Origin of the sequence: Mesorhizobium calcicola (assembly GCF_042682105.1) — a bacterium.
GTDB lineage: Bacteria > Pseudomonadota > Alphaproteobacteria > Rhizobiales > Rhizobiaceae > Mesorhizobium > Mesorhizobium calcicola.
In genome coordinates, this window is record NZ_JBHUGY010000031.1 from 274,711 (window position 1) to 300,781 (window position 26,071).

The 26,071-nt window shown below is 60.8% G+C and carries 21 protein-coding genes and 2 pseudogenes; 13 read left to right on the forward strand and 10 right to left on the reverse strand.

Features of this window, described 5'->3' with window-relative positions; all coding sequences use genetic code 11:
• Nucleotides 1-2: 2 nt before the first annotated feature.
• From ACFSQT_RS21165 to mdcA, 7 genes are read right to left on the reverse strand one after another with little or no spacing between them, the layout of a single operon-like run.
• Nucleotides 3-950 (reverse strand): AEC family transporter, encoded by a 948-nt coding sequence (locus tag ACFSQT_RS21165; protein ID WP_379021743.1) that lies wholly within the window; start codon nt 948-950, stop codon nt 3-5.
• A complete protein-coding gene (gene mdcB, locus ACFSQT_RS21170) occupies nt 950-1,837 on the reverse strand; it encodes a triphosphoribosyl-dephospho-CoA synthase MdcB (RefSeq protein WP_379021745.1) in 888 nt (295 codons plus the stop codon). The genes ACFSQT_RS21165 and mdcB overlap by 1 nt, the downstream gene beginning before the upstream one ends.
• A complete protein-coding gene (gene mdcG, locus ACFSQT_RS21175) occupies nt 1,834-2,514 on the reverse strand; it encodes a malonate decarboxylase holo-[acyl-carrier-protein] synthase (protein ID WP_379021747.1) in 681 nt (226 codons plus the stop codon). The genes mdcB and mdcG overlap by 4 nt, the downstream gene beginning before the upstream one ends.
• Nucleotides 2,489-3,211 carry a biotin-independent malonate decarboxylase subunit gamma gene (gene mdcE, locus ACFSQT_RS21180; RefSeq protein ID WP_379021749.1) on the reverse strand — a complete coding sequence of 241 codons (723 nt, stop codon included), beginning with the start codon at nt 3,209-3,211 and terminating at the stop codon, nt 2,489-2,491. The genes mdcG and mdcE overlap by 26 nt, the downstream gene beginning before the upstream one ends.
• Entirely contained in the window at nt 3,198-4,142 is a 945-nt protein-coding gene (locus ACFSQT_RS21185; RefSeq protein WP_379021751.1) for a biotin-independent malonate decarboxylase subunit beta, read from the reverse strand. The genes mdcE and ACFSQT_RS21185 overlap by 14 nt, the downstream gene beginning before the upstream one ends.
• Nucleotides 4,139-4,456, reverse strand: a complete 318-nt coding sequence (gene mdcC / locus ACFSQT_RS21190) for a malonate decarboxylase acyl carrier protein (RefSeq protein WP_379021753.1) — start codon at nt 4,454-4,456, stop codon at nt 4,139-4,141. Before mdcC ends, ACFSQT_RS21185 begins: the two co-directional genes overlap by 4 nt.
• 14 nt (nt 4,457-4,470) lie before the next feature.
• Entirely contained in the window at nt 4,471-6,117 is a 1,647-nt protein-coding gene (mdcA, locus tag ACFSQT_RS21195; RefSeq protein ID WP_379021755.1) for a malonate decarboxylase subunit alpha, read from the reverse strand.
• An 813-nt stretch (nt 6,118-6,930) separates the two neighbouring features.
• Here mdcA and groL point away from each other — a divergent pair.
• The 6 genes and pseudogenes from groL to ACFSQT_RS21225 all read left to right on the forward strand — a co-directional run bounded on the left by groL (nt 6,931) and on the right by ACFSQT_RS21225 (nt 14,327).
• Nucleotides 6,931-8,550: pseudogene (gene groL / locus ACFSQT_RS21200) on the forward strand (chaperonin GroEL).
• A 182-nt stretch (nt 8,551-8,732) separates the two neighbouring features.
• Nucleotides 8,733-8,948 carry a hypothetical protein gene (locus ACFSQT_RS21205; RefSeq protein ID WP_379021757.1) on the forward strand — a complete coding sequence of 72 codons (216 nt, stop codon included), beginning with the start codon at nt 8,733-8,735 and terminating at the stop codon, nt 8,946-8,948.
• Nucleotides 8,949-9,129: 181 nt separating this feature from the next.
• Nucleotides 9,130-9,276: pseudogene (locus ACFSQT_RS21210) on the forward strand (DUF3775 domain-containing protein); the annotation flags it as partial.
• A 1,397-nt stretch (nt 9,277-10,673) separates the two neighbouring features.
• Entirely contained in the window at nt 10,674-11,888 is a 1,215-nt protein-coding gene (locus ACFSQT_RS21215) for a glycosyltransferase family protein (RefSeq protein WP_379021759.1), read from the forward strand.
• A 1-nt stretch (nt 11,889) separates the two neighbouring features.
• The gene (locus ACFSQT_RS21220; RefSeq protein WP_379021761.1) at nt 11,890-13,134 is read left to right on the forward strand and encodes a glycosyltransferase; all 1,245 of its coding nucleotides are present in this window, start codon (nt 11,890-11,892) and stop codon (nt 13,132-13,134) included.
• A complete protein-coding gene (locus ACFSQT_RS21225) occupies nt 13,131-14,327 on the forward strand; it encodes a glycosyltransferase family protein (RefSeq protein WP_379021763.1) in 1,197 nt (398 codons plus the stop codon). Before ACFSQT_RS21220 ends, ACFSQT_RS21225 begins: the two co-directional genes overlap by 4 nt.
• A 90-nt stretch (nt 14,328-14,417) precedes the next feature.
• On the opposite strand, the gene ACFSQT_RS21230 is transcribed toward ACFSQT_RS21225, so the two are convergent.
• Complete coding sequence (locus ACFSQT_RS21230; protein WP_379021765.1) at nt 14,418-15,092, reverse strand: class I SAM-dependent methyltransferase; 675 nt, start codon at nt 15,090-15,092, stop codon at nt 14,418-14,420.
• Nucleotides 15,093-15,172: 80 nt separating this feature from the next.
• On the opposite strand from ACFSQT_RS21230, the gene ACFSQT_RS21235 reads away from it, so the two are divergent.
• The 4 genes from ACFSQT_RS21235 (at nt 15,173) to ACFSQT_RS21250 (ending at nt 19,897) form a co-directional block, all read left to right on the forward strand.
• On the forward strand, nt 15,173-15,538 hold the full coding sequence (locus ACFSQT_RS21235; protein ID WP_379021767.1) for a hypothetical protein: 366 nt from the start codon (nt 15,173-15,175) through the stop codon (nt 15,536-15,538).
• Nucleotides 15,539-15,555: 17 nt separating this feature from the next.
• Complete coding sequence (locus ACFSQT_RS21240; protein ID WP_379021769.1) at nt 15,556-18,270, forward strand: ABC transporter transmembrane domain-containing protein; 2,715 nt, start codon at nt 15,556-15,558, stop codon at nt 18,268-18,270.
• 190 nt (nt 18,271-18,460) lie between these two features.
• Nucleotides 18,461-18,910: a cyclic nucleotide-binding domain-containing protein gene (locus ACFSQT_RS21245; protein ID WP_379021771.1), complete on the forward strand. Its 450-nt coding sequence runs from the start codon at nt 18,461-18,463 to the stop codon at nt 18,908-18,910.
• A gap of 132 nt (nt 18,911-19,042) precedes the next feature.
• Complete coding sequence (locus ACFSQT_RS21250; RefSeq protein ID WP_379021773.1) at nt 19,043-19,897, forward strand: MBL fold metallo-hydrolase; 855 nt, start codon at nt 19,043-19,045, stop codon at nt 19,895-19,897.
• 1 nt (nt 19,898) lies between these two features.
• On the opposite strand, the gene ACFSQT_RS21255 is transcribed toward ACFSQT_RS21250, so the two are convergent.
• Both ACFSQT_RS21255 and ACFSQT_RS21260 read right to left on the reverse strand, forming a co-directional pair.
• Nucleotides 19,899-20,651, reverse strand: a complete 753-nt coding sequence (locus ACFSQT_RS21255) for a polysaccharide deacetylase family protein (RefSeq protein ID WP_379021775.1) — start codon at nt 20,649-20,651, stop codon at nt 19,899-19,901.
• Entirely contained in the window at nt 20,648-21,736 is a 1,089-nt protein-coding gene (locus ACFSQT_RS21260; protein ID WP_379021777.1) for a glycosyltransferase family 4 protein, read from the reverse strand. Before ACFSQT_RS21260 ends, ACFSQT_RS21255 begins: the two co-directional genes overlap by 4 nt.
• 74 nt (nt 21,737-21,810) lie before the next feature.
• Here ACFSQT_RS21260 and ACFSQT_RS21265 point away from each other — a divergent pair, with 74 nt between their 5' ends.
• The 3 genes from ACFSQT_RS21265 to ACFSQT_RS21275 all read left to right on the forward strand — a co-directional run bounded on the left by ACFSQT_RS21265 (nt 21,811) and on the right by ACFSQT_RS21275 (nt 26,012).
• Nucleotides 21,811-22,989: a DUF3095 domain-containing protein gene (locus tag ACFSQT_RS21265; RefSeq protein ID WP_379021779.1), complete on the forward strand. Its 1,179-nt coding sequence runs from the start codon at nt 21,811-21,813 to the stop codon at nt 22,987-22,989.
• Nucleotides 22,990-23,079: 90 nt separating this feature from the next.
• Entirely contained in the window at nt 23,080-24,423 is a 1,344-nt protein-coding gene (locus ACFSQT_RS21270) for a nucleotide sugar dehydrogenase (RefSeq protein ID WP_379021781.1), read from the forward strand.
• A 248-nt stretch (nt 24,424-24,671) separates the two neighbouring features.
• Entirely contained in the window at nt 24,672-26,012 is a 1,341-nt protein-coding gene (locus ACFSQT_RS21275; RefSeq protein WP_379021783.1) for an adenylate/guanylate cyclase domain-containing protein, read from the forward strand.
• Nucleotides 26,013-26,071: the final 59 nt, after the last annotated feature.

Below are 26,071 nucleotides of genomic sequence, written 5' to 3' on the forward strand. Positions count from 1 at the left end.
CGCTATGGAAACATAACGGCGATGGCGATCGCCATCGTCACGATGCTCACGATGGTGCTGCCAATGACCATGGAGCCTACCGTCGAAGAGTCGAGCCGATAGCTCACGGCGAAAAGGATGCCGAAGAACCCTGCCGGCACGGCGGCGAACAGGATCGCCGTCCTGGCGATCTCAAAGGGAACCGGTAGCAGGAACACGACCGCGACCGTCAGGAGAGGTCGAGCGATGTCGGCCAATGCGGTCGCGCCCACGATCTTCCAGTTAAACTCGAACGATTGAGCCGACAAGATCAACCCGGTCAGGAACAGCGCTACGCCGGCTGCGGCCTGCCCTATCACCGTCAGACAGGCTTCGATGACAGGATTGAGCGTCAGGCTGCATAGTGAGAGCAGGATTCCAAGCGCGGGGCCAAGAACAATGGGTTTTGTCAACGCGCGCCTCAGCGCGTCGAACATCCGCGCTCCTGGCGTCTTGACGGCGCCCTCTTCCTTCAGGCGGCCCATTTCGGCGACAACTAGCGTGATCGGACTGACCAGGATCGAACCCGCGGCCATGGCAACGGCGACCGAGATCGGCCCCGTCGGTCCGAGCAGCGCAGATGCAATCGGCAGTCCGACGCCGCCAAGGTTGGGGAAGGCAACGGTCAGAGCCTGTACCGACGCGCCCACCTTGCCCGTCGCCAGGAAACGCCGCGCGATGGAGTACCAGGCGAAATAGACCAGCAGCATGACCCCGCCGAAAATGGCGAAGAGCGGCACCTGGACAAGCAGCTCCCCACGTGGGGCCGACGCGGTCGCCGCGAACAGGGATGCCGGCAGCGCGAAGCTCATGACGAGCGTGTTGAAGCCGTCGACATGATGGTTTTCGACGATGCCGAATCGTCCGGCTCCATAGCCGAGGGCCATCACGAAAAAGACCGGGGCGAGCGCCAGCAGGATTGTATTAGCCATCAGGCAAGCATCCTTTCCTGCGCGTCGACGAACAGGGTCATGGCAAGGAGGTCCGCCGAGCCCCCGGGACTGAGCCGACGGGCAACGAAGCTCTTATGCACAAAATGGGCGCGCTCTCGCCAGCCAGGTGCGCCGACTCCGCCCTGGTCGAGAAAGCGGCGCGCTGCTCGACGCGCAAAGCCGAGACCGGAGAGGCCGCCGCGGTGCAGCAGACTGGTGTCCTCGACAACCGCAATGAGGGCGAAACATGTTTCGATACGCTGGGCTTCGGCGTCGTCGGGGGCCTCAAGGACGGTCCTTCGCAGGGTGGGCAGGCCGACATGATAAATGCTGGGGAATCCGAGGGCAGCCTCGATCCGCGCACCACCAGCGCCGAAGCGGCGATGGGCCACCTGACCGTGGCTCTGCGGAACCATCGGTCCTTCGAATATGCTGCGGGCCCACAGCCGCAGGACCACAGTTCCCAACGACAGCGTGGGATCTACCTGCCCGCCGATCCTGGCGCCGGCTGCCGCGCATAGCAGACCCAATCCGAATATGGCGCCGCGATGGGTGTTGACCCCCGACGTCGCCGCAAGCATGGCTGCCTCAGCATCGAGACCGATTTTCCTCAAGGCGCCCATTGCGCAGCCAGCGGCGCCGGCTTCCGCCAAAGCCTGGAAGCACGGCCCGATGGCCGAGGCGCTGGCGCGAAAAGTGCCGGCATCCATGTCCTCATGGCTGCCGGAATCGATGTGGCTTACAAGGCCCGGCTTGGGCCACGTCTCCAGCTCGTCGACAAGGCAACGCACCGCGCTCGCGGCGATGGCCCCGGCATCCGGAAAACGTGGTACCCGCGCCCTTGACGGAAGCGGCCGCTCGGTGCCGAAAGCCAGGGCGACGGTCACGACGGCATCCGTTCAGAAAGAAAAAGCTGCGCGTCGAGCAACGCGACATCGCTGACGGTCTTGACCAGAACCTTTCGTGGGCCGGCATGGAGCTCCCGCCAGTTCACGGCCGCGCCGTCATGGCGGATCAGCTCTCCATCCAGCCGCATCGGCGCGGCCACCTCGATCCGCGCCAGATCGGCGGTCAGGCGGCTAAGATCCGTGTCGCGATTGACCTGCAGCAGGAGGTCGAGATCGGAGCGGTCAGTCAGATAGTCCAATCCTGTGACAACAGCCAAAGCAAGGCTGCCGAACACCCTTGCTTCCACACGATGCCGTGAGGTGAGATCCTCAAGCTTGGCGAGCGTGGGTCGCCAGGCGCGCGGCGCCGACAGGCCGGCGGACCGCAGCGAGGGCGGCGGAGACTTCGACAGGATATCCTCGTGCCGCATGAGAAACGAAAGTCGCTTCTTTCCGGCGAAGTACGGCAGCGCAAGGCCCAAAGGCACGCCATGCCCCTCGCCCGGCATGGCACGTCGTCTAATGAGCGGCCAGCCTCTATCGACCCAAGATGAGACGAGTTCGTTCGCGGCGAGATCGCCGCGTGTCAGCATCAGCGAACGCCACGCCGCCGGCCCGACGAATATCAGATCGTGACGCCGCATCGGCAGTTCACAGAGCTTGAAGTGCGAGTTCACGGACGCGCTCCGCGATGTCGTATGCCTTCGGCCGCCCGCCGCGCTCCATGCCGAGCGCATCTCGGCGGTCGCGCGCATCCGGCATGTTCGCCAGAAGTGAGTCCAACTGCTCAGCCAGGGGGGCCGCCTCGTCCCAGGTGAGATGAAACGCGCCTGTCTGAGCAAGATTTCGCAAGCCCGGAGCAAACACCGGCGTGGACTTCGCCTTTTCCTGCAAAACCTCGATCGATAGCTTCGTCACCCTGGCCATGGATGGCAGATCCATCACCGCCGGATCGGCGGACGGCAGCCCCACCAGCACGCGGGTGGCCAGCGCCGTGGCGAGGAAGGCGCCGGCAGCGGAGTGGCCGTAGAGAAGACCGATGGCGGGCCGCCCGCGCATATCCGCATAGATGAGGGACTTGGCGAGATGAGCTAGGAACTCGTTCAACCCCAAAAGCTCGTCCCGCTTGCTCATGCGCTGGCTGTCACTGTCCGCCAGGACGAGGATCGGGGCGTTTCCGTTTTCAACCGACGCCAGGACGTAGTTCGAAAGGCGGATGGCCTCGTCCACGCCGAGCGCGGTCCGGTCCGCGACGCCGATGACGAGCGCCCGGCCACCCGATCGCAGTGCGCCGGAACCTGACAGAACTCCGCCACTATTTTTCACGTCGTGGCCGTCGGGAAACAGCGAGGCGAGAATGTCATCGAGCGTCACGGCTGAACCTCCGGACTTTGTCAGCGAGAGCAATGAACTGGTCAGCGGGCAGCGCAGGAATGGAAACGGCGTCAGGAATGCCCTCTGCCGTCCAAATATCGACCGCATCCGGACAGGCGCCGAAACGCTGCAACCGATCTTCAAGGCGAGATTGCTCGGCCTTCAAAGTGTCGATGCCGAAGGCGCGGATTGAACTGAGCAGTTCCAGCGCGGCGGCGCGAAAGTCCTGCACGGTATCATCGACGAAGACTTCGGCACCGCCGAGAAGCCGGCGATGCTTGCCGCCCATGGTACGCCAGACCAGCGCATGGTCACGGGAGTCAAACTCCTCGACACCGCGATTGGTCTCGATCACCTCGGGACCGGACACCGAAATGCGACCCTGCTCGGAGACCGCCAACGCCGAACAGCAACCAGCGATCAAACCGCCGCCGCCATAGCATCCGGCCCGGCCGCCGATCAGCCCGATCACTTTCACACCTGCGGTTCGCGCTTCGATCACTGAGCGCATGATTTCGGCGATGGCAAGCTCGCCTGCATTGGCCTCCTGCAGGCGCACGCCGCCCGTATCGAACAGGATCAGCACCGGAACAGACCCAATATCGCGCGCGGCGCGCAACAGGCCGGTCAGCTTCGCACCGTGAACTTCACCGAAGGCACCGCCCATGAAACGGCCCTCCTGTGCTGCGACAAACACCGGCGAACCGTCGAGCCTGCCGCGTCCCACAACGATGCCATCGTCGAACTGCTCGGGAAGATCGAAGAGCTTGAGATGCGGACTGACCTCGCGCTTCTCCGGTCCGATGAACTCGACAACGCTTCCGGGATCGAGCAGCAGCCGGACCCGAGTCCGCGCCGAGGCCTCGTACCAGCTTGCGGTGCGATCCAGTTCCGCCGAGGACCTGGTCCTTTGTGTGTGAGGGGCGCTCATTGGTCGTCCTCCTCCATCAGCCGGGCCGCTTGCGCCAGCCTAAGGGATACCGTGTCGGGACGCGCTCCGCCGTCATTGATGGAGAACCGGAGCCCGCCAGGCGAATAGCCTTTGACGAAGTCTGCGATCACGGCATCCCACACTTCGCCGAAGCCCGCGGCCGCAGTCCTGATCTCCACCAGGCATTCGGAGTCGGGCAGCACGCGTTCGGCCAGAACTTCGAGATTGCCGGACGCCACAACGCCGATGACGGCCAGTTTCCTCGTGCCGGCAGCGCGCCGGCGGGTGGCGTGGCGGAAGCTCAGGTCCTCCATCGCGGCTGTCCTTCTCACCAGTTGCGGAATCTTGAGGGCGGCGCGTAGAGCCCGCCCGACCAATGGACAAGATCCTTGATGGAACGCGCCGCCAGCATGCTCCGGTCGGCGTCGAGCGGATTGATACCGATATCTTCAGGACGGCGGATGGCACCCCGCTCGCGCAGGTGCTGGACCATCTTAGCGTCGCGGCCACGGCCGACGTCGGTGTATCCCGCCACCCCGCGGATCGCCTGCTCGCGCTCGCTGGCATCACGACAGAGCAGCAGATTGGCGATGCCTTCCTCCGTGACAATGTGCGTTACGTCGTCGCCGTAGATCATCACCGGCGCCAGCTCGAGATTCAGCCTTTCGGCGAGTTCCAGAGCATCGAGCCTCTCGACGAACAGCGGCACGTTCTTGTCACCGAAGGTCTCGCCGATCTGCACGACCAGCTTGCGTCCACGGCGCAGCAGCGTTGACCCCTCGGGATCGGCTTCCCTGCCGGCCTGCAGCCAGGGCTCGCTCGGATGTCGCCGCCCGCGTGCATCAGCGCCCATGTTCGGCGCCCCGCCAAAGCCGGCGATGCGCGAAGTGGTGACGGTCGAGGAATTGCCCTGAAGATCGATCTGCAGCGTCGAGCCTATGAACATGTCACAGGCATATAGGCCGGCCGTCTGGCAAAAGGCCCGGTTAGAGCGCAGCGAACCGTCGGGTCCGGTAAAGAAGACGTCGGATCGGGCGCGGATGTACTCATCCATCCCGACCTCGGACCCGAAGCAGTGGATCTGCTCGACCCAGCCGGATTCGATGGCCGGGATCAACGCAGGGTGAGGGTTTAGCGCAAAATGGCTCGCCACCTTGCCCTTCAGCCCGAGTTTCTCGCCATAGATCGGCAATAGGAGTTCGATCGCGGCGGTGTTGAAGCCGATCCCGTGGTTCAATCGCTTGACGCCATATGGCGCGTAGATGCCCTTGATCGCCAGCATGCCGGTCAGGATCTGCGACTCGGTGATTGCAGCGGGATCGCGCGTGAACAGCGGTTCGACGAAGAACGGCTTGTCGGCCTCGACAACGAAATGCACCCGGTCGCCCGGGATGTCGACGCGCGGAACCTTGTCGACGATCTCGTTCACTTGGGCGACAACGACGCCGTTCTTGAAGGCTGTGGCCTCCACGACGGTCGGCGTATCTTCGGTGTTAGGCCCGGTGTAGAGGTTGCCGTCACGGTCGGCGCTGACTGCAGCGATCAGCGCGACGTTCGGCGTGAGGTCGATGAAGTAGCGCGCGAATAACTCAAGATAAGTGTGGACCGCACCGAGCTCGATCTTGCCGCCGAACAGCATCTTCGCGATGCGCGCCGACTGCGGACCAGAATAGGCATAGTCGAGCTTCTTCGCCACGCCGCGGTCGAATAGATCGAGATGCTCGGGCAGCACGACGCCGGACTGCACCATGTGCAGGTCACGCACCTTGGCTGGATCGACAGCAAGGAGGGCGGCACAGAGCAGATCCGCCTGCTTCTGGTTGTCACCCTCCAAGCAGACGCGATCGCCAGGGCGGACCACCGCTTCCATCAGTCTGGTGGCGTCGCGCGCATCGACGACCTTGCCCTTCGCCAGCCTCGCCCCGGCTTGGATACGGGTGTTGCGCGCTTCCCGGCCACGCTGCCAGGTCGTCATCGTCTTTGCTCCACCAGCAGGCTCCTGATTGCTGGCCGAAATTATTCGCGGAGCTCCCTGGAGTATTTCCTCAAGCAAACATGTTTTCGACTTCGCACGCTGCCGAACTCGGCAATTGCATGACAGAGCGAACGCTGTCCGGTTCCTCCGCTTCGCAACCGTCTTCTGATCGATGCCGTAGCGCTTGGTGACAGGGACTGAAGGCCGATCAAAAGCATGCCCTTGTTAGCCTGAGTGGAGCGATCACCGTAGAGCTGGGTAGCGCTTTCGTCTTGCCTGACAGTCTGGCTCCGATCGCCAGACTTTCAGGAAACCAGCTGACGAAAGCCCTCATCGCCGCAGTGGATCGAGGGAGGGCTGCAATGCGTGCCAACACAGTAGAATGCGGGTTGCGAATTGTCTGTTCCAGGCCCTTGAGCAGCGACTGCCGGCGGCAACGCGCGCCTTAGGCCCATGTGGTTGGATCGCAACCGAAACCTTGCTGGACAACGAATGTTTTGCGCCGTTTGCCCACAAGCACCATGAAGCCTGGCAGATCGGTGTCTCGAGCAAAATATTGGCCCGAAGCCGCGCAGTACGAAAACCACAACAACTTGAATATGTTAAAGCCATCGCAATCGTACAACGACAGGCATTGGGAAACAGCAGGCAAGGCTGTCTGACAAATTCCTAATCTGCAGGCTATCCAACGGGGAACCCGCCCAGCCTTCTTTGATCCTCGTCAACATGGCGCTGGAGCACGGATTGATGCGTATCAAAGCCGGCTGAACGCTAGGCCTGTTAGCTATGACGCATCATAGTTCGGAGACGGTCATGGCTCACAAACAGGTATTGTTTCGTTCAGCAGCGCGCGAAAAGATCCTTCGTGGCGCGACCCAACTCGCCGACGCCGTGCGCGTGACGCTCGGACCGCGCTCGAAGTCGGTTTTGATCGAAAAGAAATGGAGCGCTCCCATCGTCTGCAATGACCGGGTGACCATCGCCAAGGAATTCGACCTGAAGGATCCCGAGGAGAATCTTGGCGCGCGGATGCTGAGGCAGGCGGCTGAGAAAACCGGTGACATGGTCGGTGACGGCACCAGCACGTCAACCATTCTGGCTCACGCGATGTTTGCCGACGGAGTGCGCAACGTCGTCGCCGGCGCCAGCGCGATCGACATCAAGCGGGGTCTTGACCGCGCCACCAAACGCGATCGAGACACTCAAGCAGATATCTCGGCCGGTCTCGACCCGTCGCGAGAAAGAACAGGTGGCAACGATCTTCGCGCACAACGATCCTCTCATAGGCCAGCTGGTCGGCGAGGCGATGGAGAAGGTCGGAGGCGAAGGCGTCATCACGGTCGAAGAGTCGAAGACCACGGAACCTGTTCTGGATGTCGTCGAAGGCATGCAGTTCGATCGCGGATTCCTCTCTCCCTATTTCGTGACCGATCCCGAGAAGATGGAAGCAGTCTTGGAAGACGCGCTCGTGCTGATCGTGGAAAAGAAGATCGCGTCGCTGAACGACCTCATCATGCTGCTTGAAGCGGTAGCAAAGTCGGGCTCGCCGTTGCTGGTTGTCGCTGAGGAAGTCGAAGGCGAGGCCCTTGCGACGCTCATCGTCAATCAGATCCGGGGCACCTTCAAGAATTGTGCCGTCAAGGCACCGGGCTTCGGCGATCGCCGCAAAGCCATGCTGCAGGACATCGCCATCCTGACCGGCGGACAGGTCATTTCCGAGGACCTTGGGCTCAAGCTGGAAAATGCCACGATGGAGCAGTTGGGCGCGCGAAGCGGATAGTCGTCGACAGGGACAACACGACGATCATCGGCGGCTGCGGAGACGCCAAGGCGATCAAAGGTCGTGTAGAACAGATCCGGCGCGAGATCGACAATACGACGAGCGACTACGATCGCGAAAAGCTGCAGGAGCGGCTGGCCAAGCTTGCGGGTGGGGTCGCCGTCATCAAGGTCGGCGCTCCGACCGAGGCCGGAATGAAGTCGAAAAAGGAAGCGCTCGACGACGCCATCAGCGCCACCAAGGCCGCGGTCGCCGAAGGCATAGTGCCAGGCGGCGGGCTTGCCCTCTTGCGCTGCATCGCGGCCGTGTCTGACGAGGAACAGCATTGCGAAGGCGACGAGCGGACCGGCGCGCAGATCCTCAAGCGCGCGCTTGAAGCACCAGTCCGGCAAATCGCCGAGAATTCCGCGGTCGACGGAGGCGTTGTCATTGCCAAGATGCTCGAAGGCACCGGCAATTTCGGCTTCGACGCGGGAAAGAAAGAATACGTCGATCTGGTCGAAGCTGGCATCATCGACCCGACAAAGGTCGTTCGTATCGCGCTGGAGAACGCAGTTTCGGTCGCCAGCGTGCTGCTGCTCACCGAGGCAACCATGACAGAGCTTCCGGAGCCACAGAAGGAACGGTCGCTCGAGCCGGAAATGACGATGTAGGCGTGTTGCACGCAGGTATCGAATTACAAAGAGGTGCGAAGATGAAGGAACTCCCGCTTGCCGATCGAGCCTGGTCCCGTCGTGCTGCTGAGGAGCCCGGGCATTTTTGATCGAAATCAAAACCCTCACTGCCATGTTCGTTCATATGATTTGAAATCAGGCACTTGACTAATGCGGGTTCAATGACGGACATCGTCGCTAGGCTTCTCAACGCGTGCAATGCTGAAAAGAACAAGGGAGCAGATTTTCCAACGATTTGGAAAACTATGCTGAAGGTGCACCCTTACGTCGCGGGATCGCCAATTCAGGACAGCGGCGAGGACGGGCCCATATTGAGAATTCCTCTCATCACCAGCCAGGTTCTCGTCTTTCTCGGTTCAAACTTCTCTCTCCTCTAGACTAGCCGCGGCAGCTTCCACATGTCGGTGATCCAGCCGACGCCCTGGACATCCGTTGACCGATGCCGATCAAGGTCGTCGCACGCGGTCTCTGGCCGTGGCAGCCTGTCCGTCAAGATCAGGGAAGCCTGGTCCATGATCCGGGCGGGACTCAAGCCGCCGCCAATGTGTTCTCGAGTGGCAAAATGTCCGCCAGCAGGCAGCTGACGCGCACAACGAGCATACTGCCGACTATCCCTGTGGGACGCCGAAGCTTGCGGACCATCTCGCCGATGGTCTTTCGACACTCGGCTACTCCTGTGTCGAATTTGAGCGCGAGCACTTCTAGTCATCGGAGCGCCCACACTTGCTGACGGATGACGTTTCGATGTCGCAGTGCGATCTCTTGATGGTCACGCATCTCCATTCGAGCTCTAGCGGACATTTTTGTGTCGCCAATGATCTCAATCAATGTCCCCTCCGCTCGCAAAGGGCTTGATGCTGTCCTTGCCAGGCTGAGTCTGATTTGGCGACGTGGGCGCGATGAGCCGCGGCAAAACCGCGGATTCGCGAAGCGATGCACCAATTCGGTGATGACGCTTGGCAAGCGGGTCCGCTGACCTCCAGCTCTAACGCCTGTTGGGAGAGACCTAAAGGTGGAAAGGTGGAGGCGGCGGTACCTGCCGGTCAAACTCACCAAAGGAGAAGACCATGGCTGAAGCTGCCACCAAGCCTCAGCCGCCTCTATTGGGACATGTTCAGCATCGAGACGGCATGCCTGCGCATCTTCTCGTCCTTCCCCGAACCGGCCAAATAGAAAATCGTCGCAAGAAAGTTTTGAGGTTTCACCAACTGTCGGGGCCAATCGGCCGATTTTTTTGTACCATGCGGCGTTCGACGCGGCTCCCAAGCCGTCTCGAAAGGTACCGTCACCGCCCCAGCTAAGGCATTGGCCAGAAGCCATAGCGATCGACAAGCAACCGGTGTCGCGCACATACTGCTGCAGGCGGTGTGTTGTGAGGCGCTGGCACCCACTCGATTCCTGCCGAATTTCCGGCTAGCTTGGGCGATAGATGGCTCAGTTCTGGCGGGTGAATCATAATCAGACCGCCCGTCAAGAGATTGATGGGCAGCACCTTTGGTCCCCCAAGACCGAGAGCAACGGCGCGCGAAGTGAGTTCTACAACAATATGCGCCGTGCGACGCCCGGCGACCTTGTCCTTTCGTATGCCGATCAAGCGATTAGGTATGTTGGCAGGATAACGGAATTCGCCTTGACCACTCCGTTTGGTGAGACCGGAGCTTATTGGAATCAACAGGGATGGCTTCCGCCTATCTTTTGGACACTGCCTTCCCCTTCGATCTATCCCAAAACAATAATGGGGAGTGTCGACCCGCTCCTGCCGAGGCGATATTCGCCAATCCATCCAGTTTCGGGCTCAGGCGATCAGAAAACCTATCTGACAGGCATTCCACAGAATACCTTCGAATTGGTGACAGCCGGCGCCACTTTCAGCCACGAGGCGCTGTCACGCGGCGGCTCGAATAGCCTGACCTTTGAAGTGATTAATGAGCTTTCGGACGACATTGTCGAAGGTCCTATAGCGTCATCTTGGACCTCTTGGGTAATACGAATTGAAAATTGCGCCCTCATGTTTCAAAACGGGTCGGTAGACCCAGAATGGTTTCGAAGCCTGAGGGGTCGCCCACGGTCCTCAAAACGAGAATTCTAAAAGACATTCAACAATGACCCAGCACGTACAAAACGCTCGAATTCTCATGTACAGCCACGATACGTTCGGGCTCGGCCACTTGCAGCGCTGCCGGACGATCGCGCATTCGCTGGTCGAGGATTTCCGCGGACTTCAGGTGCTTATCATTTCGGGTGCGACTATCGCTGGCGCCTTCGACTACCGCGCCCGTGTCGACTTCGTGAAGATCCCCAGCGTCATCAAGTTGCGCAACGGCGAATACACCTCGCTGGAAAAGGATATCGATCTGCATGAGACGCTAAGGATGCGCCAGTCGATCATCCGCCACACAGCCGAGACCTTCCGGCCGGATATCTTCATCGTCGACAAGGAACCGCTCGGCCTGCGCGGTGAGATTGAGGACACGCTGTCCTACCTCAAGACGCGGGGCACCACGCTCGTGCTTGGCCTGCGCGAGGTGATGGATGCGCCGCATCTGCTCGAAGCAGAGTGGGCACGCAGGGATGTGATGCGCAAGATAGGCCTGTTCTACGACAGGGTCTGGGCCTATGGTCCGCCGGATTTCTACGATCCGTTGACCGGCTTGGATGTGCCTCCGGCTGTCAGGGCAAAGATGACCTTCGTCGGTTTCCTGCAACGGAGCCTGCCGCGGAACGAGTTGCCCGGCCACCGGCCCGAGGGCGACTATATCCTCGTTACCACCGGTGGCGGGGGTGACGGCGCCGAACTGATCCACGACGTCATAGATGCCTATCAGCAGGATCCGCAATTGCAGCATAGGGCGCTGATCGTGCTTGGGCCTTACATGCCGGCGCGCAAGCGCAACAAGCTGCTCAAGAAGGGGGCCAAGATCCCCTACATCAAGATCATCGAGTTCGACAACCGCATGGAAGACCTGATTGCCGGTGCCAAGGCGGTGGTGGCGATGGGCGGTTACAACACCTATTGCGAGATACTATCTTTCGACAAGCCGGCGCTGATCGTGCCGCGCGTCGAGCCCCGCGAGGAACAACTGATCCGCGCACGGCGCGCAGCCGAACTCGGCCTCATCGAGATGCTTTTGCCGGAAGAAGCCAAGGATTCCCAGCGGTTTGCCGATGCACTGGTGGTGCTGCCGGACCGGCCCCGCCCATCACAGAGCAATGCGCATCTGACGCTGGAGGGGCTGCCTCATATTTCCGAGATCGTCGCGGAACTGCTCGAACGGCGGGCCGGCCATCACCTTTCGGTCATCGAAGGAATGAACTGAATTGCAACATCGCAAGATCGTCGTGGTTCTGAAGGGCTATCCACGGCTGTCGGAAACCTTCATCGCGCAGGAACTGCTCGGTCTGGAGCGTGCGGGGTTCGACCTGATACTCGTCGCGCTCAGGCGGCCGACCGACGCAAAACGCCACCCCGTGCATGACGAGATCAAAGCGTCCGTCCATTATCTGCCGGAATACCTGCATGAAGAGCCGCTGCGCGTGGTTCGTTCGCTGTTTGCTTGTCTGCTGCGGCCGGGCTTCTGGCGCGCGCTCGGATCGCTGGCTACCGATATCCCCCGCGACTTTACGCGCAATCGCGTGCGCCGCTTCGGGCAAGCGCTGGTGCTGGCGGCCGAATGGCCGGAAGACGCGGGCTGGCTGCATGCACATTTCGCGCACACGCCGGCATCGGTGACGCGCTATGCCAGCCAGCTTCGTAGCCTGCCCTGGAGCTGCTCGGCCCATGCCAAGGACATCTGGACTTCGGCGGACTGGGATCTGGCCGGCAAGCTTTCCTCGGCGCGCTGGACGGTCACTTGCACGAAAACCGGCTTCGACCGTCTGAAAAAACTCGCTAACGGCAACTCGCCTGTACATCTGAGCTATCATGGGCTCGACCTTGATCGCTTCGGCAGCTTCGGCGAGGCGCGAAAACAGCGTGACGGCTCGGAGCTGGGCGAACCGGTTATCGTTCTGAGTGTCGGGCGCGCCGTTGAAAAGAAAGGTTACGATACCTTGCTGGAGGCCCTTGCCCTCTTGCCTGGCGATTTGGCGTGGCGTTTCGAGCATATCGGCGGCGGCGAGGAACTGGAACGGCTCAAGGCGCTAGCGCAAAAGCTCGGACTGGATGGTCGCGTCTCTTGGAAAGGTGCGCTTGCGCAGGAGGAGGTGCTTGAGCACTACCGCTGCGCCGACATCTTCGCCCTGGCCTGCAGGATCACCGCAAATGGCGACCGGGACGGTTTGCCGAATGTTCTTGTGGAGGCGGCTAGCCAGCGGCTTGCCTGCGTGTCGACCGATATTTCCGGCGTGCCGGAGCTTTTATCGCCGGATGAAACCGGGCTGCTGGTTCCGACGGAAAATCCAATTGCCCTGGCACAGGCGCTGGAGCGCCTGATCCGTGATCCCGCGCTGCGCGCCCGCCTCGGCGACGCCGCGGAGCGGCGCGTGCGCGGCAATTTCGATCATATGGCAAGCATTGGACAGCTCAAGGAACTGTTCGAGCGCGAGTGGCGGGCCGCCGATTGAAGCGGCTGCGCGCCTTCCTCTATGTCCAGCACCTGCTCGGAATCGGCCATCTCGCGCGCGCCAGCCGCATTGCGGCGGCTCTGGTCGATGATGGGTTTGATGTAACCGTCGTGACCGGCGGAGCGCCGGTCGCGGGGTTTCCGGGACCGGGTGTAAAATCTGTAACCCTGCCGCCCGTCACCTCCGGTAATGAAGGATTTTCCGGACTTGTCGACCTGCATGGCAAACCCATCGACGATGATTTCAAGAAACGGCGTTCAGAGATGCTGCTGCAGGCATTCCGGGATTGCAGGCCTGATATCGTCATTGTCGAGGCGTTTCCATTTGGACGCCGGCAGATGCGTTTCGAACTCTTGCCGCTGATCGAGACCATCGACGCGACGTCGCCCAGACCGCTGCTGGCGACGTCCGTCCGTGATATCCTTCAGGAGCGCGTCAAGCCGGGGCGAAACGAGGAAACGGTCGATCTCATCAACAGGCATTTCGACCTTGTTATGGTCCACGGCGATCCGGCTTTCGCAACCATCGACAAGACATTTCCATTGGCAGGGGCGATCAGGGCCGAGGTCACCTACACAGGGCTCGTTGCCGCGCCGCCATCGCCCGCGGCCTCCGAGCGCTTCGACGTTCTGGTGTCGGTTGGCGGCGGGGCTGCCGGAAAGAGCCTTGTCAGCTCCACCATCGCAGCCGCGCGGAATGCCAACAACGGTTGGAAATGGTGTTTGATCACCGGCCCAAACCTGCCGAAAGACGAGTTTGACGCGATCGTACGCGATGCCACGCCGGGCCTGTCCATCTTCCGGTTCCGCGAGGATTTCGCCGGCCTGCTAACCGGCGCCCGCCTGTCAGTCTCGCAGGCGGGTTACAACACGGTCTGCGACGTCCTGCGCGCGGGTTGTCGCTCCCTGCTTGTTCCTTTTGCAGCCGGCGGGGAAACCGAACAGACGGTTCGCGCCCTGATGCTCGAAGAACTCGGTCTTGCGACGGTGCTGACGGAAAATGATCTAACGCCTGAAGGTTTGGCGCGAGCGATCGAACAGGCGCTTATGACACCGACGCCATCCGCGCATCGTCTCGATCTGGAAGGCGCGCGTCACTCGGCGCAAATCCTGCGCCAGCGGTATCGAACATGGTCCCTAAAAATGGGGCCTGGCTTCGGAAAGGTACATGATCAAACAAGCGATGGATCCTAACGCCGGTGAGATTCGTGCGACGCGCTTCAAGTCCTTGTTTTTATCCATGTCGTTGTCCCAAAACCGCTACGCACTTTTGGGCGAAATGCATTAAACAGTTCCAATCAGCATGAAGCGCGTATAATTCTTTGTCGGCAGTTCGCCGGCGAACCGCACCTCCCGTAGCGCCGCCATTGCTTCGAAGGCTGCAAGTGAAGCCACGCAGTTGATGTGCGTCGGCTCACTGAAATAATCGTTGGATTGCAGCAGTACGTTCGTGCCACGCGGAAGCAGAGCAAGCCAGGCGCGCAAATCGGCTATGTGTTCGCAGCTCGTATTGACTATCAGGTCGGACCGCCCATCCGCGTAGTCGAGTGCGTACATATCTGCCGTCAGCGCTCGGAACCGGTCGCCGGCTTCCCGGTTGAGGGTCCGGGCGACCGGCGCGACTTCGGGATCGATGTCGATGCTATCGACCGCCGCGATGTCGAAGCGGGCGTCGTTGAGAAGCATTGCCGGCAATACGCCGTACCATCCACCCAGAACCCATACGCTCTCGAACCGGCCGCCGCAGCTTTCGAACAGCCTATCGAGCGCCCACATCTTGCAGGCGACCTGCTTGTGGTTAAAGGCGTTGGCGATATCGGCCTTCGGATGCTTGGTGACGACGCGCGCCAGCCCTGCCACGAGAGGGTGGTTGAGATAGGCAGCAATTCCCCGCGTGAGGTCCAAGGCTTGCTCGTGCCAGTCCATGCCGGCATTGCGTGGTTGCGTGACATCCATCATATTCGTCTTTTATGTTGGGATTTCGGGCGACACAACGCAATCTTGCCTCCCGCAACGCTGTTTGATTCACGGATGTGATTATGCTGCAAGCCGCTTCGCCATTGCCGGGTGCTGGAGAGAGCCGGTTGCATCCGTCCGGACCATCGGCGTCCATCCGCCAGCACCAGCCGCGCGGCTGCGGTCTCGTGCCGCTCGGCTATTCGCCAAAACCCTACCGAAGCCGCGAACCGTTTGGCCAGCTGCTTTCTTCGCTGATCAACAATGCCCATGTCGCTATCATCGACCATGCGCCGGAACTTGATCGCGCCCCCTCGCAGGTTCCTTGCATCGTCGAGCGCAAGATGATCACCGTGCACCGCAGCTTCGAGCTTGTCGTTGGCGTCGAAGAAATCGCCGATACGTCATTCGCCAGCAGGTGCGTCTACATCCTGCATCCTTCCAACTGAAGGATCCGCAGTCGCATATGGAACCCAGCCTAGCCCGCTATATCTGGACGCACACCAAGAGGCAGCAGCTCTGGATATTGATGATCGTCGTGCTTTCGATGATCCCGTATTTCATGTCCTTCGACCTGCCGAAGCTGATCGTCAACGGCCCGATCCAAGGTAGGGGCTTCGAGCAACCGGGCGCGACCCAGCCATTCATGAGGCTACACTATAACCTGCCGTTCATTGGAGAGGTCCAGTTCTTCTCCGGTTTTCAGCTCGACCGCACGGCGACGCTGTTTGCCCTGAGCCTTGTGTTCCTCTTGCTAGTCGTCATCAACGGCCTGTTCAAACTCTACATCAACACCTACAAGGGCCGCCTCGGCGAACGCATGCTGCGGCGTATCCGCTTCGATCTGGTCGATCGTGTGCTGCGGTTTCCGCCGGTTTACTTCAAGCGGGTGAAATCCGCCGAAGTGGCGACCATGGTGAAGGACGAGGTGGAGCCGCTGGGCGGCTTCATCGGCGATGCCTTCCTGCAGCCGGTACTGCTCGGCGGCCAGGCGCTGACGGCCATGCTGTTCATCATGGTCCAGAACGTCTGGCTCGGAATGATAGCGGTCGTGATCGTGACGATCCAGATCGTGCTCATCCCGCGAATGCGGCGGCGGCTGATCGTGCTCGGGCGTCAACGGCAGTTGACGGCGCGCGCGCTTTCGGGCCGGGTTGGCGAAATCGTCGACGGCATCGGCGCGGTCCACGTCCACGATACATCAAACTATGAGCGCGCCGACATAGCCGCCCGGCTCGGGCTCATCTTTAAGATCCGCTTCGATCTTTACCAGTGGAAATTCATGGTGAAGTTCCTGAACAATTTTCTCGCGCAGATCACGCCCTTTCTGTTCTACATGATCGGCGGGTACCTAGTCATCCAGGGGCGGCTGAACGTCGGCCAGCTCGTGGCCGTGATCAGCGCCTACAAGGACCTGCCCGGACCGATGAAGGAACTGATCGACTGGGATCAGGATCGACAGGATGTCCAGGTCAAATATCAGCAGGTCGTTGAACAGTTCACCGTCGAGGGTCTCGTCGCACCAAGAATCGGGGCATTGACGATCGTCGACCCCGATCCGATGACCAAACCCCTGTCGGCGATCAGTCTGTCCTTGGCAGACGATGGCGGCGCAATGCTCCTCGACCGCATCTCCCTCCAGGTCAAGCCGGGTGAGACGGTGGCGCTGGTCGGTACCGCAACAGGTGGAGCGGAGGCGCTTGCAGAAGCCTTCGCGCGGCTGAACTGGCCGGACAGCGGAAGGGTCACTTCGGGCGCCGACGACCTGCTTGAACTCCCCGAAGCAGTGACCGGCCGGCGCATGTCCTATGCCTCGTCGGATGTTTTCCTGTTCCAGGCAAGCCTCCGCGATAACCTGCTCTACGGGTTGAAGCATGCGCCGCTGACATCGGTGCCTTATGACGATGCTGCGGCTGACCAGCGCCGCTGGAACATCGAGGAGGCGCGCCGGTCGGGCAATCCGGATCTTGATACCCACAGCGACTGGATCGACTACGCTTCCGCAGGCGCTACCGGCCCGCACGACCTCTTTGAAGCCGTGCGCCGGGTGCTCGACGCGGTTGTTCTGTCGCGCGACATTCTGGATCTTGGCTTGCGCTCTTCGGCCGACCTCACGCGTCACACGGAGCTCGCCAGGCGGATCGTCGAACTGCGTGCGGCGCTGCGAACCCGGCTGGAACACGAAGGGCTGAGCGGACTGGTCGTTCCTTTCGAACCGGGCGCCTACAACAAGGAAGCAACGATCGGCCAAAACCTGCTCTTCGGCACTGCCGCCGGCTCCGAACTGGCCGACAAGGCTCTGGCGTCCAATCCCTATTTTGCTTCTGTGCTGAGGCAGGCCGGCCTCGACCGCACGCTCTACGAAATGGGCATGGAGATCGCCGAACAGGCGATCGAGCTGTTTGCCGACCTGCCGCCCGATCACCAGTTCTTCCAGCAGCTCGCCTTCATGAGCGCCGAGGAGATACCCGCCTACGAAACCTTGCTGCAACGGCTCAAGAACCGTCCCCACGAGGCGGTTTCGGAGAACGACCGCGCCATGATCGTCACCTTGAGCTTTGCCTATATCGAGCCCCGGCACCGCTTCGGCCTGCTGAGCGACGAGCTGATGAGCAAGATTGTCGCTGCACGCAACCGGTTCTATGAAAACCTGCCGCCCGAGCTGCAAAATGCGGTCGAACGGTATGATCCTGCCAAATACATTGCCGCGGCTACCGTCATGGACAATGTCCTGTTCGGGCGTGTGGGCAACAATCATCCCGACGCGCCGGACCGTATACGCTCCATCGTCTATGACATTCTTGACGAACTGGGGCTTTATGCCGAACTTCTGGATGTCGGCCTGGACTTCAATGTCGGCTCCGGCGGCAGGCGGCTGACCGGTGGACAGCGACAGAAGCTCGATATTGCCCGGGCCTTGCTCAAGCGTCCCGATTTTCTCATTCTCAACCGGCCGCTGTCGGCGCTCGACCAGCGCATGCAGGATAAGGTGCTGCGAAACGTGCTCGAGGAAGCCAGACGTGACGGCCGTTCGCCGGCAATTGTGTGGGTCGTGACGAATCCGGCAATGGCGATGATGTTCGATCGCGTTATCGTCTTCGACTCGGGTCAATTGGTGGAAGACGGAACACACGAGACACTTTTGGCAGGAAACGGTATCTTCAAGGAACTGCTATCATAGAGCAACGGACATTAAGATGGGATCATTCTGCCGGTGGAAATTTGCTGCAAGGTCAAGGGATTCAGGTTTCCGGCTTATCGGGCTCGCCACCTGTCGCGTGGTTCGTCTCGCCATCCGGAACAGAATTGATTCCATCTGGGTGTCGGTTGTTCTAGTCTCGCAGACGTGAATTTTGGGAAGGTTTGCGACAATGCTGCTCAAGGATGAGGTTGGAATGCTGCAACGCGTTCCCTTGTTCTCTGGCATAGAGCCGACAAAGCTCAAGCTGCTTGCGTTCACATCCGATCGCGTGAGCTACAGCGCCGGCCAGATCCTTTTCCGGCAGGGCGACGAGGGAGACGCCGCCTATGTCATCCTTTCAGGCAGGGCGGATATTCTCGTCGATTCCGACAGCGGACCGATAAAAGTTGCCGAAATGGTGCCAAATTCGATTGTTGGCGAGATCGCCATATTGTGCAACAGCTCCCGCACGGCCACCGTCAGAGCGGCAAGTCCGCTGGAAGCCTTGAGAATCCCCAAGGATCATTTCCTGAGGCTTATGAAGGAGTTCCCGGAAATGACCATCGAGATATTGCGGGTTCTTGCCGATCGCCTAAGCCACACGACCGCGGATCTGATCGACGCACGAAGCGCCAAATAGCGAATGACGTGCGCTCAATCCTCACCGTCGTGAACACACCGGCCTCTTGCTGAAAACGTCACCGGAGAAAACCTGTCTCGCCTAGCAGCAGTTGTTTGGCTACGATGGGCGACGGGACTGCAAAGAGGTAGCATGGACGACGACGTTTTCCTGGTCAGGTTTTGGGGTGTGCGCGGCAGCATTTCGGTATCGGGGCCAGAATTCTCTCGCTATGGCGGCAACACAATCTGCATTGAGATGCGATGCGGTAAGCATACGCTTCTGTTCGACGCGGGCTCTGGCCTACGGCCTGCCGGCGGGGCGCTTCGGGCGTCGGGCGTGACCGATTTCGACCTGCTTTTCACCCATTGCCATTACGATCACATCATCGGGCTGCCGTTTTTTGCACCTATCTATGACCGGAGCGTCAAGGTTACGCTTTGGTCCGGACATCTTGCAGGACGCATGACGACCCGGCAGATGGTCGATGAGTTCATGCAGCCGCCGTGGTTTCCGGTGAAACTGGAGATCTGCAAGGCAAGCCTCGACTGCCGCGATTTCGTATCCGGAGACGTGCTTCGGCCGCGCGAAGGGGTGGTGGTCCGAACCGGCAGTCTTGTCCATCCGGGCGGCTGCATCGGCTACCGGGTCGAATGGGGCGGCCGCGTCGTGGCGGTGATCACAGACACTGAGCACGAGCCGGACAAACTCGATCAGGCGGTTCTCGGCCTGATCGAAGATGCCGACCTCGTCATTTACGATTGCACCTACACCGAGGAGGAAATGGAACGCCGCAGCGGTCACGGGCACTCGACATGGCAACAGGGCGTCAAGCTCTGCGAGGCGGCCGGTGCGCGGGGGCTTGCGCTGTTTCACCACGATCCGACACGCACCGACGAGGAACTGGACGAGATCGAGAAACTGGCCAAAGACAGGTTTGCCGGCGCTTTTGCCGCGCGCGATGGCCAGACGCTCAAATTTCCAGTCTCATTGCACAAAAAGCGCTGAGCTATTTTCCTCTACCAGCGCTGCGCCCGATCAATGTCCTGATCGGAAGCCACGCGCAGGCTTCAGTCCGTGCGGTGACCGTGAACAGCCGTTCAAGGAAAAGCCAGGCCGATTCATCATGTACGAGATGGTGGGTGAGCAGGCCGACCGGTTCGGCATGCTGCAATTGCGCGATGATAGCCTGAACCAATAGGCCATGATCGCGGCAACCGCGCGTGCCATGCCAATCCATGATGTCGACATTGCTGTTGATGACCGCCAGTGAAGCCGGCTTCGGCGGCCCATAGACCGACAATGCTGCAAATCCTATCGATCCAAGGTCGGATACCAAGCCGGCGTCGATCCTATTCCAGGGTGGCACCAGCATCGGAACGGCCCGTGCGCCGTGCAGGCCGGTTACGTGCGACAGCCCGCGAGCCAGATCATCCAGCACCGCCTCGCGTGGCCGATGGGCGCCGAGCTCCTGCTTTTTCTGGTCCTCGGGCGCATGATTTCGGTGCGCCCAGCCATGGATGGCGACCGTGGCATGCGGCGCCTCGTCAAGCCGGACGACAAGCTTCTCATCAGTCAGGGCCGGAATGACGGCCAGAGTGACCGGAACCGCGAATTCATCGGTGAGGTCGAGCAGACGATCAAGCGCAGGCGTCGGATCCACCGCGTCATCGTCGCGCAGCCAGAACTCTGCCTTACGATCCGCCCGTTGCCGGCGCGCCAGTTCTTCTACCAAGGGCTGCCAGATATGATCGGATGTCATGAAACGGGGATCTTCGCAAGAAGTTCGGCCAGACGCGCCGCTGCAACAACGAGCGAACGTTCTTCGAGGATGAAACGTCTGGCTTCTGCGGCCATAATGGCTCTTTCGTCGTTACGGGCCAGAAGCCTCTCAACGGCAGAAGCGAACGCCGCCACATCGCCCGGCGGGGTGAGAAACCCGGTCTGGCCATCCCGCACGACCTCCGGCACGCCGGCGATGTCCTGAGCCACCACCGGAAGGCCGGCGGCCTGTGCTTCAAGATAGGCAAGGCCATAGGCCTCGCCGCAACCCGGCCAGATGTAAATTCCCCCACTATAGAGGACATCCGGCACGGCGGCTGGCTCAATCGCGCCAAGCCATTCGATACGGTCGGCGGCCAAGCCGGCGAATTGCGCTTTGACCTCGTCACGGGCAGGCCCGTCCCCGACGACCGACATGGTCCAGGGCAAGTGGACGATCGAACCGAGCGCTTGCGCCAGCATGCGATAGCTTTCGACTTTGTCGCCCGGGCGCATCATGGCGACGGTAACAAGGCGCGTCGGACAACCCCGTGCCGGCGTTTCCCGGAAAACCGATGTGTCGATGAAGGGCGAAAGCATGCCGAGAGCGGCGTCGGGTATCGCATCTGCCAGTCCCTGACGATCCCTTTGCGTGAAGCAGATGTTCAGCGCCGCCTGTTCGACGGCTCGCGCCACCAACGCTTGCGTATCGCCCCACAAGCCGGCGTTGCGCCGCCTCGAATAGGAGGCTTCCGCTGTCACATAGGGGACAGCAAAGGCCGACGCCAGCTCGGGCCCGATCAGGTCAGGCGCCTTGTAATAGGGATGATAGGAGAACCATAGATCGGGCTTGCCGTCACGATCCCAAAGCCTTGCCAGCCGCGCGGCTTCCTCTCGGGCCTCGATCTTGAGCGCATCGAAACTTTTCGGCTCAGGTTGGCGTAGATAGAAGCGTAATTCGGATGCCAGTTCGACGCTATGCCCTCCATGCTCAAGCGCCTTGACCAGCATCCGTGCCATTTGGCGGTCGCCGGAGGCAACGGGATGATTGGGTGACTTCAGCGGCGCGTGGAAGGCAATTCTCATCGCCGGACCCTATCATCGGAAAGCCTGCGCAAGTCAATTTCGAAGCATGATCGACTTCACCTTCAAGCAGTGGAATGTGCTATCTGATGCTCATGGAAACAGCTGCCGCGTCCGACCCGTTTGTCGCTTCTTTGCCGGTCTTCGCAAAGTTCGAAAGCGTTGCCGATATCGACAACTATCGGCCGCTCCCCGATGGCTGGGCGCTGGCCACCGCCGACATCGTCGGCTCGACCAAGGCGATCGAGGCTGGGCGCTATAAAACCGTCAATATGGCCGGCGCTAGCGTCATTTCGGCGCTGCTCAATGCGCTGGGTCGGCAGGATCTTCCCTTTGTCTTCGGCGGCGACGGTGCGCTCGTGGCGTTTCCCGGCTCGGCGCTGGAGATCACCCGCAACGCGCTGGCGGCTGTCCAGAGATGGGTGGCGGACGAACTGGACCTGACCTTGCGTGCCGCAATCGTGCCGATAAAGGATATAAGAGCGCAAGGCCTCGACGTTCGCGTGGCTAGGTTCCAGGCCTCCGAAGCGGTCTTCTATGCCATGTTCGCCGGCGGCGGCGGCAGTTGGGCGGAAGCCGAGATGAAAGCGGGACGCTACCGCATCGATCCTGCGCCGGCCGGCGCGCGGCCGGATCTGACCGGCCTCTCCTGCCGCTGGAATCCGATCGAAGCCCGGCATGGCGAAATCGTCTCGATCATAGCCATACCGGGGGCGTCGCGCGACTTGCGCGGTTTTCAGTTTCTGGCTTCCGACATCATCGCCCTTGCCGGCAGGCAGGAACGCGATGGCCACCCGGTGCCGGTGAACGGGCCGGGCTACAGTTTGCTGCCCGCCGGCCTCGATATCGAGGCGCGGGCCATGGCGCCGGTAGGAAGGCGGTGGCTGTCGAAGCTGTGGATAGTGTTCCTGATGACGCTTACGGCTGTCGCCGATAGATATGGCTGGACGATCGGCCGTTTCGATCCGAAGATCTACAAACGCGACGTGGCCAGCAATTCGGATTTCCGCAAGTTCGACGACGGCTTGAAGATGACCATCGACGTCGATGCGGATGTGTTGCAAAGGATCGAGAACCGGCTGAAACAGGCGGAAGAGGCGGGCATCTGCAACTATGGCCTGCACCGCCAGAAATCGGCCTTGATGACATGCCTCGTCGCCTCGCCGCTGCAGCGCGATCACCTTCATTTCATCGATGGTGCCGCCGGCGGCTATGCGATGGCTGCTGCAAGCCTGAAGGGGAAGGCGCCGGTCTGATGACGGCTTGCGGAAGTCGATTTTCCGCAATATGCCTCGGCCATGGGAGCGGAGCGGACACCCTGTCCGAATTGACGGGAAAGCGGATTTTTGGACGCCTCACGATCGACATATGACCGTCTTCTGAACCGGATTTCGACGCGCGCCGCGCAAGTCGGCGTGATCGGACTGGGCTATGTCGGGTTGCCGCTGGCGGTTGCGATCGCACGCGCCGGCTTCCCGGTTTCCGGTTTCGACATCGAAGCCCGGAAGGTCGAGAGCCTGAATAACGGCCAATCCTACATCGAGGCTGTGACGTCGACAGCCCTTGCCGGCCAGGTGGCGAGCGGACGGTTCCGCGCCACTGCGGATTTTGCCGAACTGGCCGCCTGCGATGTCATCATCATTTGCGTTCCGACACCGCTGACGAAACACCGTGAGCCGGACCTCTCCTTTATCAGGAACACGGCAGGCACCATCGCGACGCGTCTGCGTCTCGGCCAGCTGATCGTGCTGGAATCGACCACCTATCCCGGCACCACTGACGACGTGATCAAGCCCATACTGGAAGAAACCGGCTTGCAGTCGAAGATAGACTTCTTCCTCGGCTTCTCGCCCGAACGCGAAGATCCCGGCAACCGCAGCTTTGAAGTCGCGACGATCCCCAAGGTCGTGGCGGGCGACGGCATTGAAGCGGCGACGCTCGTGCAGGCTTTCTACCAGGGCGTGGTCAAGACCGTCGTTCCTGTTTCCACCACCGCGACCGCCGAGGCGGTCAAGCTGACGGAAAACATCTTCCGCTCGGTCAACATAGCCCTCGTCAACGAGTTGAAGGTCGTGCTCGGTGCGATGGGCATCGACATCTGGGAGGTGATCGAGGCGGCAAAGAGCAAGCCCTTCGGCTACATGCCTTTCTATCCTGGCCCCGGACTTGGCGGGCACTGCGTTCCGATCGATCCCTTCTACCTGACGTGGAAGGCGCGCGAATACGAACTGCCGACCCGCTTCATCGAGCTGGCGGCAGAGATCAACACGGCCATGCCGCGTCATGTGGTCGATGAACTGGCGAAGGCGCTGGACCGGCGCTGCGGCAAGGCGCTCAGCCGCTCGCGCATTCTCATCATCGGGCTCGCCTATAAGAAGAATGTGCCCGACATCCGCGAAAGCCCCTCATTGCGGCTCATTGAACTCATCGAGGAATGGGGCGGCAAGGCGGAATTCCACGATCCGCATGTTACCGAGATCCCCACCACACGGGAGCATATGGCGATCAAGGGGCGTAGCTCGGTCGAATTGACCGAGGCGGCCTTGAAGGATTTCGATGCTGTCGTCGTTGCAACCGACCACGACGCGATCGACTATCAGGCGATCGCCGATCACGCTCTTCTGATCGTCGACACACGCAATGTTTTTGGCCGCCTCGGGCTGGCCCGAGAGACGGTGGTGAAGGCTTGACGGCGTCCGGGTCGGCGAATTTCTTTCCCGATGTCAGGATCGTGGTTGCACTCCGCCGGCAGCCTCGCCACATAGATGCAATTACGCCCGCTCCTTGCCTGCACGGCCAGTCATTCGGGAAATTCTTCGCCGGCTTTTGCCGCCGAAGCCGGCTTCATTGACTTCGAGGGTCTTATCTTTGGGTCGTTGGCGGACTGTGTTGTGGCGGATCAAAGGAGTGGCTCGTCTTCGACGGGTCTGGAGATAGCATGAGCACAGCACAAGCAGAAATTTCCACGATTCTCGTGGACAGGGTTGCCGATTGGCTGGCCCAATCGGCACTGGCGGGCAACGACCTGGAAACATTGGTAAAAGGCTTTTGTGAACGGTTGGCTGCTGCCGGCGTGCCGCTGAAGCGGGTGCATTTGAGCTTTTCGATGCTTCATCCGCTTTATGACGCGCTTGGCTTCACCTGGTTTCGCGGCCAGGGCATGGAAGTGGAAGGCTTCCGCAAGAAGGCCGGCGTACCGTCTGACAGGTTCCTGACCAGTCCATACTACCATCTGCTCAGCAACAAGCTCGACCATCTGCGGCGCCGGTTCGACCCGTCGGTGCCGTCGGAGTTTCCTGTTTTCGATGAACTCAGGCTTATGGGCGTCACCGATTACTTGGCTTTCGTCCAACCCTTCAGCGGCAACACCAGTCAGGGCATGATGGGATCTTGGTCCACCGACAGTGCTGCAGGCTTCAGCGACAGCATGATTTCGGCGTTGCTGCGCATCCAGAGCCATCTCGCTATCGCAGCCAAGATGGCGGTGCTCACCAAGCTCGCCGACAACATGATGACCACTTATCTCGGCGGCGACGCCGGCAGGCGCGTGCTGGACGGCCAGATCAAGCGCGGCGAGGGCGATACAATCCGGGCCGCACTGGTCATGGCCGATATGCGCGGGTCGTCAAGGCTTGCCGAAACCTCCGGCCGCGAGATCTATATCGATACGCTGAACCAGTTTTTCGACGCCGTTGCTGCACCTTTCAATCGCAAAGGCGGGCAGATCATGAGTTTCATAGGTGATGGCTTCATTGCCGTCTACCCTTGCGAAAGGCACCGCTCGCAGTCCGAGATCGCCTGCCAGGCTGCTCTTGCGGCAGCGCACAAGGCCACCGAGCGCATAATGGATCTCAATCTGCGCAGAAAGGAGCAGGGGTTGGGCGATATAGGCTTTGGTATCGGCCTGCATGTCGGCAATGTGATGTTCGGCAATGTCGGGCTTACCGACCGGCTCACATTCTCTGTCTTCGGCTCGGCTGTAAACGAGGTCCAGCGCCTGCAGACCCTGACCAAGAAATATCCGCACAGCGTTCTCGCCAGCAAAGACTTCGCCAGCTATTGCGCCGCCAACAGCTGGCTGACGCTCGGCAACGAGGAACTGGCGGGCATCAAGCAGAAGCTGACGGTGCTTTCACCCGATCTGTCGGGTGCTCTCGCACTCGATGAAGACGGTGCGACGGAGCCGATTTACGACCGAATGTCGGACGCCGAGCAGGTCATGCTGCTTCATCGCGATGCCGCGCGGCTGTCGGTGGGCGACCCGAGGAAGCTCCAGTAACCGCCACGATCTGATCCGAACGCCTTGGTATGCAGTCCGGTCACCGGTTCCGCCAGGGA

Coding starts and splice junctions, on each gene's coding strand:
- ACFSQT_RS21215 (WP_379021759.1), top strand. CDS start 10,674: ATGACCCAGCACGTACAAAACGCTCGAATTCTCATGTACAGCCACGAT.
- ACFSQT_RS21205 (WP_379021757.1), top strand. CDS start 8,733: ATGACGGACATCGTCGCTAGGCTTCTCAACGCGTGCAATGCTGAAAAG.
- ACFSQT_RS21260 (WP_379021777.1), bottom strand. CDS start 21,736: ATGAGAATTGCCTTCCACGCGCCGCTGAAGTCACCCAATCATCCCGTT.
- ACFSQT_RS21245 (WP_379021771.1), top strand. CDS start 18,461: ATGCTGCTCAAGGATGAGGTTGGAATGCTGCAACGCGTTCCCTTGTTC.
- ACFSQT_RS21240 (WP_379021769.1), top strand. CDS start 15,556: ATGGAACCCAGCCTAGCCCGCTATATCTGGACGCACACCAAGAGGCAG.
- mdcC (WP_379021753.1), bottom strand. CDS start 4,456: ATGGAGGACCTGAGCTTCCGCCACGCCACCCGCCGGCGCGCTGCCGGC.
- ACFSQT_RS21250 (WP_379021773.1), top strand. CDS start 19,043: ATGGACGACGACGTTTTCCTGGTCAGGTTTTGGGGTGTGCGCGGCAGC.
- ACFSQT_RS21185 (WP_379021751.1), bottom strand. CDS start 4,142: ATGAGCGCCCCTCACACACAAAGGACCAGGTCCTCGGCGGAACTGGAT.
- mdcA (WP_379021755.1), bottom strand. CDS start 6,117: ATGACGACCTGGCAGCGTGGCCGGGAAGCGCGCAACACCCGTATCCAA.
- ACFSQT_RS21230 (WP_379021765.1), bottom strand. CDS start 15,092: ATGATGGATGTCACGCAACCACGCAATGCCGGCATGGACTGGCACGAG.
- ACFSQT_RS21265 (WP_379021779.1), top strand. CDS start 21,811: ATGTGCTATCTGATGCTCATGGAAACAGCTGCCGCGTCCGACCCGTTT.
- ACFSQT_RS21235 (WP_379021767.1), top strand. CDS start 15,173: ATGCTGCAAGCCGCTTCGCCATTGCCGGGTGCTGGAGAGAGCCGGTTG.
- ACFSQT_RS21255 (WP_379021775.1), bottom strand. CDS start 20,651: ATGACATCCGATCATATCTGGCAGCCCTTGGTAGAAGAACTGGCGCGC.
- ACFSQT_RS21275 (WP_379021783.1), top strand. CDS start 24,672: ATGAGCACAGCACAAGCAGAAATTTCCACGATTCTCGTGGACAGGGTT.
- ACFSQT_RS21165 (WP_379021743.1), bottom strand. CDS start 950: ATGGCTAATACAATCCTGCTGGCGCTCGCCCCGGTCTTTTTCGTGATG.